Origin of the sequence: Mesorhizobium ciceri biovar biserrulae WSM1271 (assembly GCF_000185905.1) — a bacterium.
GTDB classification, from domain to species: Bacteria; Pseudomonadota; Alphaproteobacteria; order Rhizobiales; family Rhizobiaceae; genus Mesorhizobium; species Mesorhizobium ciceri.
On record NC_014923.1, the window covers coordinates 43,141 to 63,368 of the forward strand.

Below are 20,228 nucleotides of genomic sequence, written 5' to 3' on the forward strand. Positions count from 1 at the left end.
CTGACGCGCGAACTTCCATAAAGCTGCGACACCGTCGGATGTCAATGACAATCCGCAAGAAAAGTCAATCGAAACAACAGTTTAGAATTATTCTAAACTGCAACTGTCAACTTTATGCGTTTCCTGCACCGGTCTTGCCGCTGAACTGTGCGATTGACAGCCGCCATCCCGGATGCGACCCGCAAAAGCTCGCTTGCAGCGGTGCCAGACAATTGCCATCTGGCGGAACATCCTAGGGTAGAATCGGGATTGAGTGCGATGAAGAACGGTGTGGTCATTGTCGGCGCGGGTCATGCGGGCGTGCAAGCGGCCGCAAGTCTGCGCGAGGACGGCTATGACGGGCCGGTGATCCTCGTCGGAGATGAGGACGAACTGCCCTACCACAAGCCGCCGCTGTCGAAGACCTTCATCAAGGATGCCGAGGCCAAGCCACAACCCTTGCGCGGCGAGGCCTTTTACACCGGCAGCGCCATCGACTACCGGCCTGGCGTCAGGATCGATCGCCTCGATGCCGGACGCCGCAGTTTGGATATTGCCGGCGGTGGTGCGCTTGCCTTCGACCACCTGATCCTGGCGACAGGCTCGCGCCCGCGCACGCTGCCGCTGCCCGGTGCCGATCTGTCCGGGGTGCTGTCGCTGCGCTCGCTGGCCGATGCGCGGCTGATCCGCGACCTCAGCGCGCAAACCGACGAAGTCGTCATCCTCGGCGGCGGTTTCATCGGGCTGGAGATCGCAGCCACGTTGAGGGCCGCCGGCCGCACGGTGACAGTGGTCGAGGCGGTGGACCGGCTGCTCGGCCGCGCCGTGGCGCCGGTGGTGGCGAGCCACGTCCGGCAACGGCTGGAAGCGACGGGCGTGCGCATCCTCACCGGCACCTCGATCGCCAGGCTCGAAGGCGAAAACGGTCATGTCGTGGCCGCGATCACCTCGTCAGGCGAAAGGCTGCCGGCGCGCATGGTCATTGTCGGCATTGGTGCCGTGCCGAATGTCGAACTGGCGCAGGAAGCTGGCCTCGGCATCGCCAACGGCATCCGCGTCGATCACCAGATGCGGACTTCGGTGCCGGAGATTCTCGCTATTGGCGATGCTGCCTCTTACCGTCACTGGTTCACCGGCGGCGACGTGCGGCTGGAATCGGTGCAGAATGCCACCGACCAGGCGCGGCTTGCCGCGCGCACGATATCAGGCCATGCCGACGCCTATTCTGCGGTGCCATGGTTCTGGTCCGACATCGGCGACATGAAGCTGCAGATGGTCGGCCTGACCGCCGGCGGCGACAGCCATGTCGTGCTGGGCGACCTGCCCGACAACAAATTCTCGATCTACCACTACGCCGGCGACCGGCTGCTCGGCATCGAATCGGTCAACCGTCCGGGCGACCATATGCTTGGCCGCAAGATGTTGGGCGCCGGCTTCTCGCCGACGCCGCAGACGGTGGCCGCTGGCCCCGAGGGGCTGAAAGCGGCACTGGCCGCTTTCCTCGAGAATGAGCCCGCCAGAGCGGCGGGATAATTCCGTCCCTCAGGCGCGGCACCTTACTGATCAGGCGGCGCAGACTTCGCGGATCGAGCTTTCCAGAATGTCGAGTGCTTCGTTCATGACTTCGTCCTGGATGGTGATCGGCGCCAGGAAGCGGATGACGTTGCCGTAGACGCCGCAGGTCAACAGGATCAGGCCCTTGTCGAGCGCCTTCAACCGGATCGCATTGGCGATCTCGGCTGAGGGCAGGCCCTTCTTGACGTCGTTGAACTCGACAGCGTTCATGAAGCCGAGACCTCTGATGTCGACGATCTCGGGCACGTCGTCGCGGATCGACTGCAGCCGCTGTTTCAGCCTTGCGCCCAGCGTATTAGCGCGATCGCACAGCTTTTCATCCTCGATCACGTCGAGCACGGCGTGCGCCGCGGCAACGCCGATCGGGCTGCCGCCATAGGTGCCGCCGAGCCCGCCGGGGCCGGGCGCATCCATGATTTCGGCGCGGCCGGTGACCGCCGCCAGAGGAAAGCCGCCGGCCAGGCTCTTGGCCATGGTGGTGATGTCGGCGGCCACCTCATGGTGATCCATAGCAAACATCTTGCCGGTGCGGGCAAAGCCGGTCTGCACTTCGTCGGCGATCAGCAGCATGCCGTGCTGGTCGCAAAGCTTGCGCAGCGCAACCAGGAAATCCCGCGGCGCGTCGTAGAAGCCGCCCTCGCCCTGAACCGGCTCGATGATGATGGCGGCGACGCGCGCCGGATCCACATCGGCCTTGAACAACCGGTCGAGCGCCGCCAGCGAGTCGGCGACCGAGACACCGTGCAGCGGCACAGGGAACGGCGCATGATAGACATCGCCCGGCATGGCGCCGAAGCCGACCTTGTAAGGCACGACCTTGCCGGTCAGCGCCATGCCCATGAAGGTGCGGCCATGGAAACCGCCGGCGAAGGCGATGACCGCCTGACGTCCGGTGGCATTGCGGGCGATCTTGATGGCGTTCTCGACAGCCTCGGCCCCGGTGGTGACAAAGATCGTCTTCTTCTCGAACTTGCCGGGCAACATGCCGTTCAGCCGTTCGGCCAGGCGCACATAGCTCTCATAGGGCACCACCTGGTGGCAGGTGTGGGTGAAGCGGTCGAGCTGTGCCTTGACCGCCTCGATCACCCTGGGATGGCGATGCCCGGTGTTGACGACGGCGATGCCCGATGAGAAATCGATATAGCGACGCCCCTCGACATCCCAGATTTCCGAATTTTCAGCCCGGTCGGCATAAATCTGCGTGGTCATGCCGACGCCGCGGGAAATCGATTGGTTCTTGCGTTCGGAAATGGCTGAATTCTTCATCGTATCCCTCACCGGGCCGTCGCCCGTCCTGTTTGATGCCGTTGAGATGTCTTCTGACCTTATTTCACGTTTTCCTCAAGTCGGCACCACCGGCAGGCGATTGGGCCTGCGGTGGGCAGATCCCGGCGCTTAGCCAGTCGGGCGATACACGTACGAGACCGGTTTCCTTTTCCCGGGGATCGACTATCCTCTGGATGGCCGCGAGGCACCGCGATCAGCGAGCGGCCCGCGGTCGGGGGAGCCCATGAGCAGGAACGTGACTTCGCCCGTCTCGCAGCCATCGGTCAGAGCTCCCGGTCTTTTGTCTTTTCCAGCCGCCCCGGCGCTTTTCGCCTGCACGGCGGCGCTGCTTCTGGCCGGCTGTCAGAAGCAGGAAGCGGCGGACAAGAAACTGCAGATCATGGTGCGCACCGAAACGGTGGCGATGGCCGACTATGCGCCAAGGACTTCGCTGACCGGGGTGATCGCGGCGCGTACGCTGAACAATCTGTCGTTCCGGGTCGGCGGTCGCGTCGCCGAACGGTTTGTCGATGTCGGCCAGCATGTCGATCAAGGCACGGTGCTTGCCCGCATCGACCCGCAGGAGCAGGAATCCGACCTGCGCTCGGCGCAGGCCGATCTTGATGCAGCCAAGGCGCAACTGACCCAGTCCGTTGCCGCCTTCGAGCGGCAGAAGACACTGCTGGCGCAGGGCTTCACCACCAGGCGCGACTATGACGCCGCGGACCAGGCCCTGAAGGTGGCACAAGGCAGCGTCGAAGCCGCGCAGAGCGCTTTCTCCAACGCCCAGCAAAACCTGTCCTTCACCGAGCTCAAGGCCGGTGCCGCCGGCGTGATCACCGCCCGCCAAGTCGAAACCGGCCAAGTGGTGCAAGCCGCGCAAACCGTCTTCACCGTCGCCGAGGACGGCGACCGCGACGCGGTGTTCAACGTGCAGGAGACGCTGATCGCCAAGACACCGGCATCGCCTGCGGTGACGATCACGCTGTTGTCCGATCCGCAGGTCAGGGCAACGGGCAAGGTCCGCGAAATCTCGCCTGCGGTCGACCCGGCTTCGGGCTCGATCCGGGTCAAGGTCGCCATTCCCGCCACGCCCGCCGGCATGCCGCTGGGAGCAGCCGTCATCGGCTCGGTAAGCGCCAAGCCGGCGAAGGCGATCCTGCTGCCCTGGCAGGCGCTGACGTCCAGCGCCGGCAAGCCGGCGGTCTGGATCGTCGATCCCTCGACAAAGGCGGTGACGATGGCGCCGGTCGAAGTGCTGGCGTTCAATTCGGGCACGGTCGTGATCGCCAAGGGGCTGGACGAAGGCCAGAGCGTCGTCACCGCTGGAGGACAGCTGCTCAGCCCTGGACAGACGATCGAGATATCAGGAGCGGGCCAATGAGCCGGGCGCCGCGCGTCCTGCTCGGCGTGCTCATGCTCGGCGCGCTGGCATCCTGCTCCAGGTCGGAGGAAAAGCCGCCCGAGATCATCCGGCCGGTGCTGTCGATGGTGATCGAGCCGCGCACCACGCAAGTCTTCGGTTTTGCCGGATCCGTCGAACCGCAGGTCAGCGCCGATCTGGCCTTCCGTCTGCTTGGCCGGGTCGTCTCGCGCGACGTCCAGGTCGGCGACATCGTCAGCAAGGGCACGACGATAGCGGCACTCGATCCGACCGCGCTGGAGTTGTCGCTCCAGGCGGCCAAGGCGGAACTGTCCAATGCCGAGGCGCAGTTCGCCAACGCCGCCGCCAGCGAGGAACGGCAGCGCCAGTTACTCGCCTCGGCCAACGCCACGCAAGCTGTCTTCGACGCCGCGCAGCAGGCGCGCAAAGCTGCGGAGGCAGGTGTCGAGCGGGCCAAGGCCTCGCTTGCCAAATCGCAGGAACAGCTCGGCTATGCCAGGCTGTTCTCTGATTTCGACGGTGTCGTCACCGCTGTCGGCGCCGAAGTTGGCCAGACGGTCTCGCCCGGCCAGACCGTCGTCACCGTGGCGCGCTCGGACCTGCGCGAGGCGGTGGTCGACATTCCCGACCAATTGACCGGTGATCTCGCGGCCGGCACGCCCTTCCAGGTCATCCTGCAGTCGCTGCCGACGATCCAGACCGGGGCCAAGCTGCGCGAGATCGCACCGCAATCCGAGGGCTCGACCCGCACCCGGCGCGTCAGGCTGACGCTCACGGATCCGCCACAGGCCTTCCGGCTCGGCTCGACGGTGACGGCGACCCGCGTGACCAAGGTGGCACCGACGATCGAACTGCCCATGTCGGCGCTGTTCGAAAAGAACGGTTCCGCGAAAGTGTGGATCGTCGACCCGCAGACATCGAGCGTGAACGCACGCGACATAAAGGTCGCGTCGAAGAATGGCGGCACCTTCACGGTGACCGAGGGGCTGGAGGCCGGCATGCGTGTTGTCACGGCGGGCGTCCACAGCCTGAGCGAAGGCCAGAAGGTGACAGTGCCCGAGGGAGGGGCCTCATGAAAGGCTTCAATCTCTCCGACTGGGCGCTCAACCACCGCTCCATGGTCTGGTATTTCATGCTGGTCTTCGTCGTGGCTGGCGTGTTCTCCTACCTCAATCTCGGCCGTGAAGAAGATCCCAACTTCACCATCAAGACGATGATCATCCAGGCCAACTGGCCGGGCGCCTCGGTCAAGGAAACCGTGCAGCAGGTGACCGACCGGATCGAGAAGAAACTCGAGGAACTCGATAGCCTCGACTACACCAAGTCCGTCACCACGGCCGGCCAGACCGTCATCTTCGTCAACCTGAAGGACACCACCAAGGCACGCGATGTCGTGCCGAACTGGATTCAGGTGCGCAACATGGTCAATGACATCGGGGCACAGTTTCCGCAGGGTGTGCAGGGCCCGTTCTTCAACGACCGCTTCGGCGACGTCTATGGCAACATCTACGCCTTCACATCGGACGGGCTGACGCCGCGCCAGTTGCGCGACTATGTCGAGGATGCCAGAACAAAGATCCTGACCGTGCCCAACGCCGGCAAGGTCGACCTGGTCGGCGCCCAGGACGAAGCGATCTATCTCGAATTCTCAACCCGCCAGATCGCCGCCCTCGGCCTCAACCAGCAAGCGATCGTCGCCAGCCTGCAGGCGCAGAACGCGATCACGCCGTCCGGCGTCATCCAGTCCGGGCCGGAGCGCATCAGCGTGCGTGTCGGCGGACAGTTCACCTCCGAGGAAAGCCTGCGCGCCATCAATCTGCGCGTCAACGACCGCTTCTTCCGCCTGAGCGACGTAGCGACGATCACACGCGGCTACGTCGATCCGCCGACGGCACTGTTCCGTTTCAACGGCCAGGACGCGATCGGGCTCGCCATCGGCATGAAGCCCAACGCCAACCTGCTCGAATTCGGCGAGGCGCTGCACAAGGAGATGGACAAGGTGCTGGCCGACCTGCCGGTCGGCGTCGGCGTGCATCTGGTCGCCGACCAGCCGGTCATCGTCGAGGAGGCCGTCTCGGGCTTTACGCGCGCGCTGTTCGAGGCGGTCGCCATCGTGCTCGCCGTGTCGTTCATCAGTCTCGGCATGCGCGCCGGCTTCGTCGTGGCGCTGTCGATCCCGCTGGTGCTGGCCATCACCTTCACGGTCATGGCCTATCTCGGCATTTCGCTGCAGCGTATTTCCCTGGGTGCGCTGATCATCGCGCTCGGCCTTCTGGTCGACGACGCGATGATCGCGGTCGAGATGATGGTGGCGCGGCTTGAGGTCGGCGACAATCTGCGCAAGGCGGCGACCTATGTCTACACATCGACCGCCTTTCCGATGCTGACCGGTACGCTGGTAACTGTCGCCGGCTTCATCCCGATCGGCCTCAACAACAGCGCCGCCGGCGAATATACCTTCACCCTGTTCGTGGTCATCGCCGTTTCGCTGCTGGTGTCATGGATCGTGGCGGTGCTGTTTGCGCCACTGCTCGGCGTCACCATCCTGCCGGCGACGATGAAAACCAAGCATCACGACCAGCCGGGCCGCTTCACCTCGCTGTTCCGGCGCGTGCTTGTCGGCTCGGTGCGCCATCACTGGCTGACCATCATCGCCACCGTGTTGTTGTTTGCCGGCTCGATCGCCGGCTTCGGCCTGGTGCAGCAGCAGTTCTTCCCGCCATCGGACCGGCCGGAGCTGATCGTCGACTGGAACCTGCCGCAGAATTCTTCGATCGCCGACACGCGCGACCAGATGGAGCGGTTCGAGCAGCGGGCACTGGTCGGCAATCCCGACATCGACCATTTCTCGTCCTATATCGGCCAGGGCGCGGTGCGTTTCGTGCTCGCCTATGACGTGCAGCCGGCCAACCCCTATTTCGGCCAGACCGTCATCGTCACCAAGAGCATCGAGGCCCGCAACCGGGTCAAGCCGGCGCTGGAAAAGCTGCTGCGCGAGGAGTTCGTCGGCACCGACGCCTTCGTCAAGCCGCTCGAACTCGGACCGCCGGTCGGCCGCCCCGTGCAATACCGCGTCGGCGGTCCCGACATCCAGACGGTGCGCGAACTGGCGCAGCAATTCGCCGGTGTCATCTCCGCCAATCCAAAGCTCGCCGCGCCGACCTTCGACTGGAACGAGCCGCAGCGCGTGCTGAGGGTCGACGTGCTGCAGGACAAGGCACGCCAGCTCGGCATCACCTCCTCCGACATCGCCAGCGCGCTGAACAGTACGGTCGGCGGCGCCACCATCACGCAGGTGCGCGACGCCACTTACCTGATCAATGTCGTGGCCCGCTCCCGCGGCGCCGAACGCGGCTCGATCGAGACGTTGCAGAACATGCAGTTGCCGACCAGCACCGGCGAGGCGATCCCGCTCGCGGCGGTCGCCAACTTCCGCTACGATCTGGAGCAACCGACGGTGTGGCGACGCGATCGCATCCCGACCATCACCGTGCGCGCCGGGCTGGTCGGCGACGTGCTGCCGGCCACGGTCGTCAACGAACTGAAGCCATCGGTCGATGCCTTCACCGCCAAGCTGCCGCCGGGCTATTCGATCGCCACCGCCGGCTCGGTCGAGGAGAGTGCCAAAAGTCAGGGACCGATCGCCGCCGTCGTGCCGTTGATGCTGTTCGTCATGGCAACGATCCTGATGGTGCAGTTGCAGAGCTTCCAGCGCCTGTTCCTGGTCGTGGCGGTGGCGCCGCTCGGCCTGATCGGCGTGGTGGCGGCCCTGGTGCCGAGCGGAGCGCCGCTGGGCTTCGTCGCCATCCTGGGCGTGCTGGCGCTGATCGGCATCCTGATCCGCAATTCGGTCATCCTGATCGTGCAGATCGAGGATCTGGTGCGCGAGGGCAAGGACCGCTGGGCGGCGGTCATCGAAGCGACCGAACACCGGATGCGGCCGATCGCACTGACGGCGGCGGCCGCCAGCCTGGCGCTGATCCCGATCGCGCGCGAAGTGTTCTGGGGGCCGATGGCCTATGCGATGATGGGCGGCATCATCGCCGGCACGGCAATCACGCTGCTGTTCCTGCCGGCGCTTTATGTGACGTGGTTCAGGATCAAGGAGCCGAAGGGCCGGGAAGAGCCACCCGTTCTGGAGAACGGCGAACTGGCGAAAGGCTCAGCCTAAGGCTTTGCCTGATCATTCGTTGTCGTTGGAGGGCACAGGGCGCGACTTGGCGCGTTGCCATGGCGACGATTTCGAGGTGCGCCAAGCGTGCCAGCCTTCTGGCAAGTCCGCCAACGCCTGGATGCTTTCGTCCCGCTGCACAACGTTTTGCAAGCTGACGATCATGATATCGCCTTCGTCAACAGGTCCGGTTTCGCTGTAGGTCCGGTTTCGCTGTTGTGGAATTGCCAACTGCCGTCGTCATCGTCATGTGAGACGTATGCAATCCAATCGCCGCGGGTAACGACTGCCCTATCCACAAACACCGCGACATTGGGCGGATCCGCAAACTTCCATTCCTCCATGGGAATTCCCCAAGATGGTTGTTCGGCGCAAAAGAGAAAACGAATTCAAGCGGTTCTCACAAACCCGTCGCTGGCCCGCAACAGATTGCGCGTATAGTCCTTGGTCACGCGGCGCTCGACAAGGTCTGCCGCCGCCAGATTCTCCACCGCCTCGCCGCTTTGCATCACCATCAGCCGCTCGCACATATGGGTGATGATGGCGAGGTCGTGGCTGACCATCAGGAAGGTCAGCTTGCGGCGCTTGCGTACCTCTTCCAGCAGGTTGAGCACTTCCGCCTGCACCGAGGCATCGAGCGCCGAGGTCGGCTCGTCGAGCAGCAGGATCGACGGTTCCAGAATGAGCGCACGCGCGATCGCCACGCGCTGGCGCTGGCCGCCGGAGAGCTGGTGCGAATAGCGAAACCGAAAACCGTTGCCGAGGCCGACCTCGTCCAGCGCCCGCTGGATACGCTTTTCGCCGTCGGCAAAGCCATGGATGGCAAGCGGCTCCTGCAGCAGACGGTCGACGGTCTGGCGCGGGTGCAGCGACCCGTACGGATCCTGGAAGACCATCTGCACTTCACGGTAGAAGGCCTTGTCGCGGCGCGCGCCGAGCGTCTTGCCGTTGACGACGATGCCGCCCGATGCAACCGGCGCAAGGCCGGCGATGGCCCGCAGCAGCGTCGATTTGCCGGAGCCGGATTCGCCGACCAGGCCGAAGGATTCGCCCGGCTGCACGTCGAGGCTGACGCCCTTCAGTGCGCGAAAACGGTCGAAGATCACTTCCAGCCTGTCGACGGCAATCGCAGAAGTCATGCCGCCCACTCCGGCTTGCGGTCGAGCACCGGCAGCGGGTGGCGGTCGGCACCGATCTTGGGCATGCAATTGAGCAGGCCGCGCGTGTAGGGGTGCTGGGCCTGGCCGAGTTCGGACGCCTTGAGCTGCTCGACCACCTTGCCGGCATACATGACGATGACGCGGTCGCAGAAGGACGAGACCAGGCGCAGATCGTGCGAGATGAAGATCAGCCCCATGCCGCGCTCACTGACCAGCCGGTCGAGAATGCCGAGCACATCGAGCTGCACGGTGACGTCGAGCGCCGAGGTCGGCTCGTCGGCGATCATCATTTCCGGACCGGCGATCAGCATCATGGCGATCATGGCGCGCTGGCCCATGCCGCCCGAAACTTCATGCGGATGCAAATTGAAGACGCGAGAGGGATCACGGATCTGCACCGCCTCCAGCATGGCCAGCGCACGGTCGCGTGCCTCCGCCTTGCCGACCTCTTCATGGGTGCGCAGCGTCTCGACGATCTGGCGACCGATGCTCATCACCGGGTCGAGCGAATATTTCGGATCCTGCAGGATCATGGCGATGCGCTTGCCGCGCAGCTTCCTGCGTTCGCGCGGCGAGACGGTGAGCAGGTCGATGCCGTCGAAGGCGAGCTTGTTGGCCGATATCCGCGCCTGCGGTGGCGTCAGGCCCATGATGGCGCGGCCGGTCTGCGATTTTCCCGAGCCGGATTCGCCGACGATGCCGAGCCGTTCGCGGCCGAGCGAAAAGGAAACGCCGCGCACCGCCTCGATCAGTCCGGTGCGGGTCGGGAAGGTGACGCGCAGGTCGTCTACGTCGAGAAGCGTTTTCGTTTCTCCGCTCATTGGTCGCCGCTCATTGGTCGCCACTCCGCGGATCGAGCGCGTCGCGCAGGCCGTCGCCAAGCAGGTTGAAGCCGAGGCTGACGATGAGGATGGCGAAGCCCGGCGCACCGGCCACCCACCACTGGTCGAGCACGAAGCGGCGGCCGGACGCGATCATCGTGCCCCATTCGGGCAGCGGCGGCTGCGCGCCGAGGCCGAGGAAACCGAGCCCGGCGGCGGTCAGGATGATGCCGGCCATGTCGAGCGTCACCCTGACGATCAGGGACGAAATGCAAAGCGGCATGATATGGCGCAGCACGATGCGGAAGGGCGAAGCGCCCATCAGTTGCACCGCCTTGATGTAGTCGGAATTGCGCACCGTCAGCGTCTCTGCCCGCGCGATGCGGGCGTAGGGCGGCCATGAGGTGATGGCGATGGCCAGCACCGCATTCTCGATGCCGGGGCCAAGTGCTGCGACGAAGGCCAGCGCCAGGATCAGCTTGGGAAAGGCGAGAAAGATGTCGGTGATGCGCATCAGGATGGCATCGGTCCAGCCGCCGGCATAGCCGGCCACGGTGCCGACCAGAAGGCCGATGGGTGCGGCGATGATGGCGACCAGGATGACCACGTAAAGCGTCCAGCGCGAGCCGTAGAGGATGCGCGACAGGATATCGCGGCCGAGATCGTCGGTGCCGAACCAGTGCTCGGCGCTCGGCGCCAGCAGGCGCGCGTTCTTCAGGTCGCCAAACGTTGGCGAATAAGGTGCCAGCACGCCTGCAAGGGCGGCAACGACCAGCAGGGCAATGATGATGAGCAGGCCCAGAAACGCCAACCGGTTGGCGGAAAAGCGCCGCCACGCCACATAGGCGCGGCCGAGCCTTGCCTGCATGCGCGAGGCCGGCCGCTCGCTGAGCAGCCAGTCGCGACGGCTCTGGATGGTGTCGACGCTCATGCGGACTTCGTCCTCGGATCGAGCACACGATACAGCAGGTCGGACAGAAGGTTGATGGCGATGAACACCGAGCCGATGACGATGGTGCCGCCGAGCACCGCATTCATGTCGGCATTCTGCAGCGAATTGGTGATGTAAAGACCGATGCCCGGCCATGAGAAGACGGTCTCGGTCAGCACCGAACCTTCCAGCAGTCCGGCATAGGACAGCGCGATCACCGTCACCATCGGCACCGCTGCGTTGCGCAGCGCGTGGCCCCAGATGATGCGGGTTTCCGACAGGCCCTTGGCGCGCGCCGCGACGATATATTCCTGCGACAATTCGTTGAGCATGAACGAGCGCGTCATGCGGCTGATATAGGCGAGCGAGAAATAGCCGAGCAGCGAGGCCGGCAGGATGATGTGGCGGAAGGCGTCGTAAAAAACGTCCCACTGCCCCTGCATTGCGGAGTCGAGGAGATAGAAGCCAGTGATCGGCGTAAAGGTATATTCGTAGACGACGTCGAGCCTCGCCGGGAAGGCAACCCATTGCAGCTTGGCGTAAAACAGCACCAGCCCAAGCAGCCCCAGCCAGAAGATCGGCACAGAATAACCGATCAGGCCGATGACGCGCACGATCTGGTCGATGAGGCTGCCGCGCCTGACCGCGGCCAGCACACCGAGCGGCACGCCGAACAACGCGCCGATCAGCGTTCCGAGGGTCGCCAGTTCCGTCGTGGCCGGAAGCGCCCGGCGAATGTCGGTCATGACCGGATTGGTGGTCAGCACGGAGACGCCGAAATTGCCGTTCAGCGCATTCTTCACATAGATGTAGAACTGCTCGATCAACGGCAAATCGAGACCCATCTCGCGGCGCGTGCGCTCAACCACATTGGCCGGCGCCCGGTCGCCGAGCACCGCCAGCACCGGGTCGATCGGAATGACGCGGCCGATGAAGAAGGTGACCGCTAGCAGACCAAGATAGGTCGTGATCGCAATGACCAGGAAACGGCCAAGCGATGATGCAACAGCGACGGCGCGGGCGCTGCCGCGCCCCGCCGCCACTTCTTTTTCAACCGCGCTCATGCGGCGTGTCCGCGAGCACTATTCCTTGGACACCGGTCCGACGAAGTTGGTGTCGAAGCTCGGGCCGAGCGCAAAGCCCTTGAGGTTCTTGCGCAGGCCGGCCACTTCCAGCTGCTGGTGGATGACGACGAAGGGGCTGGTGTCGAGGATTTTCTTCTCGAGATCCTTGTACATGTCGGCGCGCTTGCCGGCATCCTTCTCGAGCAGTGCCGCTTCCGTCTGCTTGGTCAGGTCCGGAATGTCCCAGGCGTTGCGCCAGGCCAGCGTCTTGGTCTTGGCCGCATCCGAATTGTCCGGGTTCGAGGCAAAGGTCTGGGCGTTGGAGTTCGGGTCGAAATAATCCTGGCCCCATTGGCCGATATAGATGTCGTGGTTGCGGGCGCGGTATTTGGTGAGCGTCTGCTTGCCGTCGCCCGGGATGATCTCGAGCTTGATGCCGGCCTGTCCGAGCGTCTGCTGGATCGATTCCGCCATCCCGGTCGTCGGCTGGCCGGTGCGTACGTCCATGGTTACGCTGAAGCCGTCGGGCAGACCGGCCTTGGCCAGCAATTCCTTGGCCTTGGCGACATCGAGCTTGAACGGATTCTCATCCAATTCGCCGAGCACGCCCTTGGGCAGGAAGGTCTGATGGATTTCGCCGATGCCCTTGAGGATGGTGGAGCTCAAGGCATCATAGTCGACCAGATACTTGAACGCCTGGCGCACCTCCGGCTTGGCGAGGTTGGCGTTCTTCTGGTTGAGGCTGATGTAATAGACCGTGCCCTTGGGCGCGCTGGTGGTGGTGAGGTCGGCGTTCTTGGCGATGGCGTCGAGGTCGTTCGGTTCGAGATTGCGGGCAACGTCGATGTCGCCAGCCTCGAGCGCCAGGCGCTGGCCCGAGCTTTCCTTCATGTTGCGATAAATGACGCGGGCAAGCTTGGCTTTTTCGCCGTAGTAATTGTCGTTGCGCTCGAGAACGACGGCTTCGTTGGCCCGCCATTCGCGCAGCTTGAAGACGCCGGAGCCGGCATAGCCGGTCTTCAGCCAGGCATTGCCGAAGTCATTGTCCCATTTGTAGTCGGCGCTCGGCGTGACCGAAGCGACATGCTCCTTGACCAGCTTGGCGTCGACCACCGAAGCCACCGTTGCCGACAGGCAGTTCAGCACGAAGCTCGGCGCATAGGCCTTGTCGACGGTGAACTGGAAGGTGCCGTCGTCGACAGCCTTGGCCTTTTCGGTGACGTTGTCACCGCTGATGCCAAACTGGCCGATGATGAAGGCCGGGCTCTTGTCGAGCTTGATGACGCGCTCGAACGACCAGGCGACATCGGACGCCGTGATCGGATTGCCGGAAGCGAATTTCAGGCCGGGCTTGAGCTTGAACGTGTAGGTCAGGCCGTCATCGGAGACGGTCCAGCTTTCGGCAAGGTCGCCCTTGACCTTGGAGGTGTCGCTGAGGTCGAGACGGACAAGCAGATCATAGGTGTTGCCGGTGACCTCGGCGGTCGACAGCTCGAACGCCTCGCCCGGATCCATGGAGATGATGTCGTCGATCGCGAAACCTTCGACCAGCGTGTCGGCGGGCGTGACCGCACCGGCGGGCGCGCCGGCCAGAAGCAGCGCCGACATGGCGGCACCCGCGAGCAGGAAGCGAGAGCGTAGAGCAAACTTTTCCATCATCATTGTGATTGTTCCCTGTTTTGTTGTTTGTTGACCTGAGTTCCCGGCTCAGGGTTGCGGAATTTTTTCGGGGCCTGGAGACGGCCCCTCTGCCCACTTACCGTCGTGGTTTTTGTCCAGTTGGTCAACACCATATCCGGCGGCCCCGTGGCGGGCAACGAGCATTTATACGACGGCTCATTGGGCCAGAAAGGCCGGTGGGGTGTCGACGCATAGGCCAGCCAATCGAGGCTGCCGATCGAGAAAAATCTGCTAATTTCGGAGCTATTTCAGCACTGCGACCAGTTCGGCGTCAGGAAAGCAGGTGGCGGCGCGGCCGTTCTTGGCTTGCCATATGCCGATCGAGCGGCGGGTCTTGAAGCCGGGCAGGCCATCGGCGCTGCCGACGTCATAGCCCTTGGCCTCCAGCGCCCGCTGCAGGGCGGCGATGTCCGAACGGTGCAGCCCGCCGACCGCGCCCCAGCTGCCGGCGAAGTTCTGATCGCCATGGGCGATGCGATCGGCGCCATGGCCGATGAACAGCGCGTACAGGTCGCTTGTGTTGTATTGCTTCAGCACGTAGAAATTGGGCGTGGCGACAAAGGCCGGGCCGCTGCGCCCTGCCGGCATCAGCAGAAAGCCTTCGGCCTTCAGCTCACTCACTGGAAACGGTTTGCCGCCGACGCGCTTGATGCCCATATCAGCCCATTGCGAGATTTTCTTGCCCTGGTCCGGGCCTTCCAGCGAACAGGAAACGCTTTCCGGCACCGTCACCTCGAATCCCCAGCCACGACCCTTTACCCAGCCATAGTGGACGAGATAATTGGCGATCGAGGCCAACACGTCCGGCGTCGAGTTCCAGATGTCGACGCGGCCGTCGCCGTCGAAATCGACGGCATGTTTCAGGAACGAGGTCGGCATGAATTGCGGCTGGCCGAGCGCGCCGGCCCAGGACGATTTCATCGCGCCGACCGGAGCCAGCCTGCGCTCGACGATCTCGAGTGCGGCAAGCAGTTCGGTGCGGAAGAAGTCCTTCCTGGTCGACATGAATGCCTTGGTGCCCAGCACTTCGAAGGCGTCATAAGGCATCTTCGCCGCGCCGAATCCGGTCTCGCGGCCCCAGATCGCCAGCAGCACTTCGCCCGGCACGCCATAGCGCTTTTCGATGGCCGCAAGTGTCCTGGCATTGGCGGCTTCGCGCGCGCGCCCGCCCGCCGTCACCGCGCGAACCGTCTTCTCGGCGAAATAGGCGCCGGGTGAGCCGAATTCGGCCTGGTGCTGCTTCTGCGGCGTGGCCGCCTTCTCGCCCGGCTTGACCAGGTCCGGCAGCTTCAGATTGGGCTTGATGCCGTCGAAGGCGGCGTCGAAGGTGGTTTTGGAAATGCCTTTCGCCTTGGCCTGTGGCCACAGGTCGTTCTGCAGCCAGGCGCGGAACTGGTCGTCGATCTTTGCGGCGGAGGCGGGGGTGGAAAAGACCGAGAGAAGAACTGCAAAAAAGGAAAACAGAGCCAATCTGAGAGGTTTGCGTTCCTTCGCACCCCCCTCTGTCCTGCCGAGGGGGGTGCTTGGCACCAGCCTTGGTGGACACGCAAAAATCATGCTCCGCATCCTCTGCCGCAACTTTGTCAAAACGCCGTCCGCGAACGCAGCGCCGCGGCCAGCGTGCCCTCGTCGAGATAGTCGAGTTCGCCGCCTACCGGCACGCCATGCGCAAGGCGCGTCACCTTGATGTCGAAGCCGGACAACTGGTCGGTGAGGTAATGCGCGGTCGTCTGGCCCTCCACCGTCGCATTGACGGCGAGGATGATCTCCTTGACCTCGCCGCCGGCGACGCGATCAACCAGCGAGCGCATGTTGAGTTGCTCGGGGCCGATGCCGTCGAGCGGCGACAGCGTGCCGCCGAGCACGTGGTAGCGCACATTCATCGCCGCCGCGCGCTCCAGCGCCCACAGGTCGGAGACGTCCTCGACGACGATGATGGTGCCGGCATCACGGCGCGGATCGGTGCAGATCATGCAAGGGTCCGATGTATCGACATTGCCGCAGGTCGAGCAGATGCGCACCTTGTCGGCCGCCTCGGCCATGGCGGCGGCAAGGGGCGACAAAAGCTGCTCTTTCTTCTTGATCAGATGAAGGGCGGCACGCCTGGCCGAACGGGGTCCCAGCCCCGGCACCTTGGCCAGGAGCTGGATCAGACGTTCGATCTCGGGACCGGCGATTCGCTTCGACATCGCTCTGATCTAGAGCAATTCCAGGAAAAGTGCGAAGCGGTTTTCCGTCCGGAATTGCGTCAAAACGAAAAGCTGGAGCGGTTCACCGTTTCCGCGAAACGGTGAACCGCTCCAGGATTTTTCAGAGCGCTTTGGAACATCTGCATCCGCATGACCGACATATTGGGCCTTGGCGGACCCGCGGGGCGCAGATCAGTTGGTCTCGAGCGGCCGGCCCTGGCTGACAATCATCGCGCCAATGGCGTCTGTGTTCTCAGGCGTCGACTGGAACCCCATCGACGCCTCTTGCGGCGCGTCTTGAACCGACGAGATGACCCTTGTGTTCAAGCTTCCGCCAAAACGCGCGGCATCCGGCTCTTCCATCGGCTCCTGCATCGCCACCACCGTCGGCTCTTGCGAGACACGCGCGGATTTCGCGGCCGGCGCGGCGGCGGCGGTCACATAGGTCTGCTGGGCGGGAGCGGATCGAACGGTTGCCGTCCTGGCTGGACGCACCGGCTCGGCGGACGCGACCATCGTCACCGGCGCGGCTGACTTGTCGGGCGCCGCCGAGGCAATAGCGACCTGCGGCTCATCCGGCAGCGGCTGCCAGTTGCGGCCGCGCTTCTCGTAGAAGGCATTGCCGCCGGCAACCATCGTGTAGTGCATGTTCTTGTAGGGGAAGCGGAGGCCGGCTGTGTGGAAGAACATGGTGTTCTTGAGCTTGGACTTGCGCTCGCCCTTCAGCACCGCGTCGGCGGCTTCCTCGACATCGGGCATTGCGCGTGAATTCATCGGCCTTGTCATGACACCAGGCGCGAACTGCCCGGGCTCGCCCACCACTTGGCAGATGGTGCTGCCATGGTTGCCGGAGCGCAGCCGGTTCATCACCACCGTGCCGACCGCGATCATGCCGTCGCGGCTCGAGCGGTTCGACTCGAAGAACATCGCCCGTTCCAGGCATTCCTTGTCCTTCGGCGTGTGGCTGTAGGCCCCTGAACTCAGGAAACCCGGCGTGATGGCGTCGGTCAGGCTGGCGACGGACATGCCGTGTGAAGTGGTCTGGCTGCAGGCAGCCAAAAACAGGGGTGAAATGACGGCGCCGAGCAACAGCGGCGTCTTCCATCGCGTGGAAATCAACAGGTAACCCTCTCACTTCGTGCCCGCCCCCAGTCTGCGGCAAGAATGAGACACTTTCGGGCAAAATGATGGCCAAAACGTTATTAACAACGTACTGTTGCCAAATTGGCACAATTTCGTGGCTTTCCAGATAGATCGAGCCGTCATTTCACAAAAGCGATGACCGCTCTCTCTTTGTTTCGCCGCAATTGCCCCAAGGGAAAGCACCACGCGATTTTTCCTGAAGCGATCTACCGCCCGGCCGCTATCGCGGCCGGCTGGCCAGGCTCAAGCTCCTCGACCTTCTCCGAAAACAGGCCGCGCCGGAGGAACAGCGTCCGCGCCTCCCTGGCCGTCGGCGCGATCTTTCCCGGCCAGTCGCTGTCTATGAACTCAGCCTTGGTGAAGTCCGGATTTGTCTCGCTTGCCGCCTCGAGGAATTCGGCGATCTCCAGCACGATCGCGCGCTCGTCCTTCGAAAGCGCGGATGTGCCGGCTTCGATCGATGGGCGATGGAGGAAATCCTCGAACAGATAGAAATAACCCTTGATGCCGACGAGATCGACGCCGTCGTCACAATCGGCCAGGATTTCCAGGATCTCGTAGATCCTGTTGCGGATACGCTGCTCGATCAGTCTTTCGGACGGCTCTTCGGCCATGGCCGCACCGAAGGCTAGAAGGGCAGTTTCATTCCCGGCGGGATCGGCAGGCCCGCGGTCAGCGCCTTGGTCTTTTCCTGCATGATCTGCTCGACCTTGGTCTTGGCGTCGTTGTGAGCGGCCAGCACCAGGTCTTCCAGGATCTCGACATCGTCTTCCTTGAACAGAGACGGATCGATCTTCAACGACTTCATCTCGAATTTTCCGGTCAGCGTCACATTGACCAGGCCGCCGCCGGCCTGGCCGGACGCTTCCAGCGTGGCGATCTCGTCCTGCATAGCCTGGAACTTGGCCTGCATTTCCTTCGCCTTGCCCATCAGGCCGAGAAGATCTTTCATGGTCGGGTCCTTTGCGGATTCGTGGCTGGATCAGGGTTCATCGTCGTCAGCCGGCGGCTCGACCGGCACTTCGGCCTCTGCCGTTTCGGCTTCCGGCGCGTCCGGAATGCGCACGTCGATGATCTTGGCACCGGGAAAGCGCGCCAGGATGGCGGCCACTGTCGGGTCGCTCTTGGCATCGAGAAAAGCCGTCTCGCGTTTGGCCGATTCCATTTCGGCGAGCGTCTGGCCGCCCTCTTCCTTCGACAGCGAGACAAGCCAGCTGCGACCGGTCCAGGCGCGCAATTTCGTCGTCAGGTCGTTGAGCAGCATCTTGGGCGCATCGCTGGTCAGGCCAACGTCGATGCGGCCGGGCTCGATGCGTACAAACCGGATGCAGCTTTTGACCAGCACCTTGAAGGCGATGTCGCGCTGCGCGTCTGCCAGGGCAATGATGTCGGCCAGCGATTTCAGCGGCGCCGATTGCGCCTCCGTGACCGGCTCCGGCGGAGCGACGTAGGCAACGGGCGCAGGCGAGGCTTCGACCAGCCGCATGGTCTGCGCGCCGCCCGGGCCAGACGGCATGCGCGTCTGCGCCACCGCGCTGGCGCCGTTGCCGTTGCCTCCCCCTGCAGGCGCCCCATTTGGGCGCAGCGCGCCATTCTGCGCCGGCGCGGCGCCTTCAAGCGATCTCAACGCCTCGTCCAGCGTCGGCAGGTCGGCGGCATGCGCCAGCCGGATCAGCACCATTTCGGCGGCACTGACCGGCCGGTTGGAGGACTGCACCTCTGGAATGCCCTTGAGCAGCATCTGCCATGTCCGCGACAGCACCCTGACCGACAGCGTCCTGGCGAAATCGGCGCCGCGCTGCCGCTCGTCCTCGGACAGCGAGGCATCCTCGATGGCCGTCGGCACGAAACGCAGCCGGGTGACGAGGTGGTTGAATTCGGCAAGGTCGGTCAGCACGGCGGCCGGATCGGCGCCGGTATCGTATTGCGCACGGAATTCGCCAAGGGCCGCCGCGACATCGCCTTTCATCACATGTTCGAACAGGTCGACGATGCGGGCGCGGTCGGCAAGCCCCAGCATCGCCCGAACCGCGTCGGCGCCGACAGAGCCGGCGCCATGGGCAATCGCCTGGTCGAGGATGGAGAGCGAATCACGGGCCGAGCCCTCGGCGGCGCGCGCGATCATCGCCAGCGCGTCGTCGTCGACCGAAATGCCCTCCTTGGCCGAGATCGAAGCGAGATGCCCGACCAGCGCGCCGGCGTCGATGCGCCTCAGGTCGAAGCGCTGGCAGCGCGACAGGACGGTGATCGGGACCTTGCGGATCTCGGTGGTGGCAAAGATGAATTTGACGTGCGGCGGCGGCTCTTCCAGCGTCTTCAGAAGGCCGTTGAAGGCCTGCGTCGACAGCATGTGCACTTCGTCGATGATGTAGACCTTGTAGCGGGCCGAGACCGGCGCGTAGCGCACGCGCTCGATGATGTCCCTGATGTCGTCGATGCCGGTGTGCGAGGCGGCGTCCATCTCGATGACGTCGACATGGCGGCCTTCCATGATCGCCAGGCAATGTTCGCCGAGGACGGCAAGGTCGACCGACGGCTGGTCGATATCAGCGGTTTTATAGTTCAGGGCGCGCGCGAGGATGCGCGCCGTCGTGGTCTTGCCGACGCCGCGCACGCCGGTCAGCATCCAGGCCTGGGCGATACGGCCGGTGGCAAAGGCGTTGGTGAGGGTGCGCACCATCGGCTCCTGGCCGACCAGCTCGGAGAAGTTCGAAGGACGGTACTTGCGTGCCAGCACGCGATAGGCGGCGGCCTTGCCTATCTCCAGGCTTTTTGGTCCCGAATTTCCGGCTTCGCTCATACGCCCGTAAAGCTCCAAATGGCCGCGCCCGAAGGCGGCCGATTCCTGCGCATAGTCTCGCCCGC

At 64.0% G+C, this 20,228-nt stretch carries 17 protein-coding genes; 4 read left to right on the forward strand and 13 right to left on the reverse strand.

What is annotated here, in order from left to right; translation table 11 throughout:
* Window positions 1-258 precede the first annotated feature (258 nt).
* Window positions 259-1,512 carry an NAD(P)/FAD-dependent oxidoreductase gene (locus MESCI_RS00210; protein WP_013527917.1) on the forward strand — a complete coding sequence of 418 codons (1,254 nt, stop codon included), beginning with the start codon at window positions 259-261 and terminating at the stop codon, window positions 1,510-1,512.
* 30 nt (window positions 1,513-1,542) lie between these two features.
* On the opposite strand, the gene MESCI_RS00215 is transcribed toward MESCI_RS00210, so the two are convergent.
* A complete protein-coding gene (locus MESCI_RS00215; protein ID WP_013527918.1) occupies window positions 1,543-2,820 on the reverse strand; it encodes a 4-aminobutyrate--2-oxoglutarate transaminase in 1,278 nt (425 codons plus the stop codon).
* Window positions 2,821-3,064: 244 nt separating this feature from the next.
* On the opposite strand from MESCI_RS00215, the gene MESCI_RS00220 reads away from it, so the two are divergent.
* From MESCI_RS00220 to MESCI_RS00230, 3 genes are read left to right on the forward strand one after another with little or no spacing between them, the layout of a single operon-like run.
* Window positions 3,065-4,204, forward strand: coding sequence for an efflux RND transporter periplasmic adaptor subunit (locus MESCI_RS00220; protein ID WP_013527919.1), 1,140 nt, complete (start codon window positions 3,065-3,067; stop codon window positions 4,202-4,204).
* On the forward strand, window positions 4,201-5,280 hold the full coding sequence (locus tag MESCI_RS00225) for an efflux RND transporter periplasmic adaptor subunit (RefSeq protein ID WP_013527920.1): 1,080 nt from the start codon (window positions 4,201-4,203) through the stop codon (window positions 5,278-5,280). The genes MESCI_RS00220 and MESCI_RS00225 overlap by 4 nt, the downstream gene beginning before the upstream one ends.
* Entirely contained in the window at window positions 5,277-8,375 is a 3,099-nt protein-coding gene (locus tag MESCI_RS00230; RefSeq protein ID WP_013527921.1) for an efflux RND transporter permease subunit, read from the forward strand. The genes MESCI_RS00225 and MESCI_RS00230 overlap by 4 nt, the downstream gene beginning before the upstream one ends.
* Before the next feature lie 12 nt (window positions 8,376-8,387).
* Here MESCI_RS00230 and MESCI_RS32480 read toward each other — a convergent pair whose 3' ends face one another.
* From MESCI_RS32480 to MESCI_RS00290, 12 genes are all read right to left on the reverse strand, one after another.
* On the reverse strand, window positions 8,388-8,540 hold the full coding sequence (locus tag MESCI_RS32480; protein ID WP_210161355.1) for a hypothetical protein: 153 nt from the start codon (window positions 8,538-8,540) through the stop codon (window positions 8,388-8,390).
* A 224-nt stretch (window positions 8,541-8,764) separates the two neighbouring features.
* Window positions 8,765-9,514, reverse strand: a complete 750-nt coding sequence (locus tag MESCI_RS00240) for an ABC transporter ATP-binding protein (RefSeq protein ID WP_013527922.1) — start codon at window positions 9,512-9,514, stop codon at window positions 8,765-8,767.
* Window positions 9,511-10,356: an ABC transporter ATP-binding protein gene (locus MESCI_RS00245; RefSeq protein WP_013527923.1), complete on the reverse strand. Its 846-nt coding sequence runs from the start codon at window positions 10,354-10,356 to the stop codon at window positions 9,511-9,513. Before MESCI_RS00245 ends, MESCI_RS00240 begins: the two co-directional genes overlap by 4 nt.
* Window positions 10,357-10,366: 10 nt before the next feature.
* Window positions 10,367-11,287: a nickel transporter permease gene (nikC, locus tag MESCI_RS00250; RefSeq protein ID WP_013527924.1), complete on the reverse strand. Its 921-nt coding sequence runs from the start codon at window positions 11,285-11,287 to the stop codon at window positions 10,367-10,369.
* A complete protein-coding gene (locus MESCI_RS00255) occupies window positions 11,284-12,351 on the reverse strand; it encodes an ABC transporter permease (RefSeq protein WP_013527925.1) in 1,068 nt (355 codons plus the stop codon). Before MESCI_RS00255 ends, nikC begins: the two co-directional genes overlap by 4 nt.
* 18 nt (window positions 12,352-12,369) lie before the next feature.
* Complete coding sequence (locus tag MESCI_RS00260; protein ID WP_013527926.1) at window positions 12,370-14,013, reverse strand: ABC transporter substrate-binding protein; 1,644 nt, start codon at window positions 14,011-14,013, stop codon at window positions 12,370-12,372.
* 261 nt (window positions 14,014-14,274) lie between these two features.
* A complete protein-coding gene (locus MESCI_RS00265; RefSeq protein WP_013527927.1) occupies window positions 14,275-15,588 on the reverse strand; it encodes a lytic murein transglycosylase in 1,314 nt (437 codons plus the stop codon).
* 26 nt (window positions 15,589-15,614) lie between these two features.
* Window positions 15,615-16,220 (reverse strand): recombination mediator RecR, encoded by a 606-nt coding sequence (gene recR / locus MESCI_RS00270; RefSeq protein ID WP_013527928.1) that lies wholly within the window; start codon window positions 16,218-16,220, stop codon window positions 15,615-15,617.
* 192 nt (window positions 16,221-16,412) lie between these two features.
* Window positions 16,413-17,339, reverse strand: a complete 927-nt coding sequence (locus MESCI_RS00275; protein ID WP_013527929.1) for a cell wall hydrolase — start codon at window positions 17,337-17,339, stop codon at window positions 16,413-16,415.
* A gap of 230 nt (window positions 17,340-17,569) precedes the next feature.
* Window positions 17,570-17,977, reverse strand: coding sequence for a hypothetical protein (locus MESCI_RS00280; RefSeq protein WP_013527930.1), 408 nt, complete (start codon window positions 17,975-17,977; stop codon window positions 17,570-17,572).
* 14 nt (window positions 17,978-17,991) lie between these two features.
* Window positions 17,992-18,315 (reverse strand): YbaB/EbfC family nucleoid-associated protein, encoded by a 324-nt coding sequence (locus tag MESCI_RS00285; protein ID WP_013527931.1) that lies wholly within the window; start codon window positions 18,313-18,315, stop codon window positions 17,992-17,994.
* A gap of 30 nt (window positions 18,316-18,345) precedes the next feature.
* Window positions 18,346-20,163, reverse strand: a complete 1,818-nt coding sequence (locus tag MESCI_RS00290) for a DNA polymerase III subunit gamma/tau (RefSeq protein WP_013527932.1) — start codon at window positions 20,161-20,163, stop codon at window positions 18,346-18,348.
* Between the last annotated feature and the right edge of the window lie 65 nt (window positions 20,164-20,228).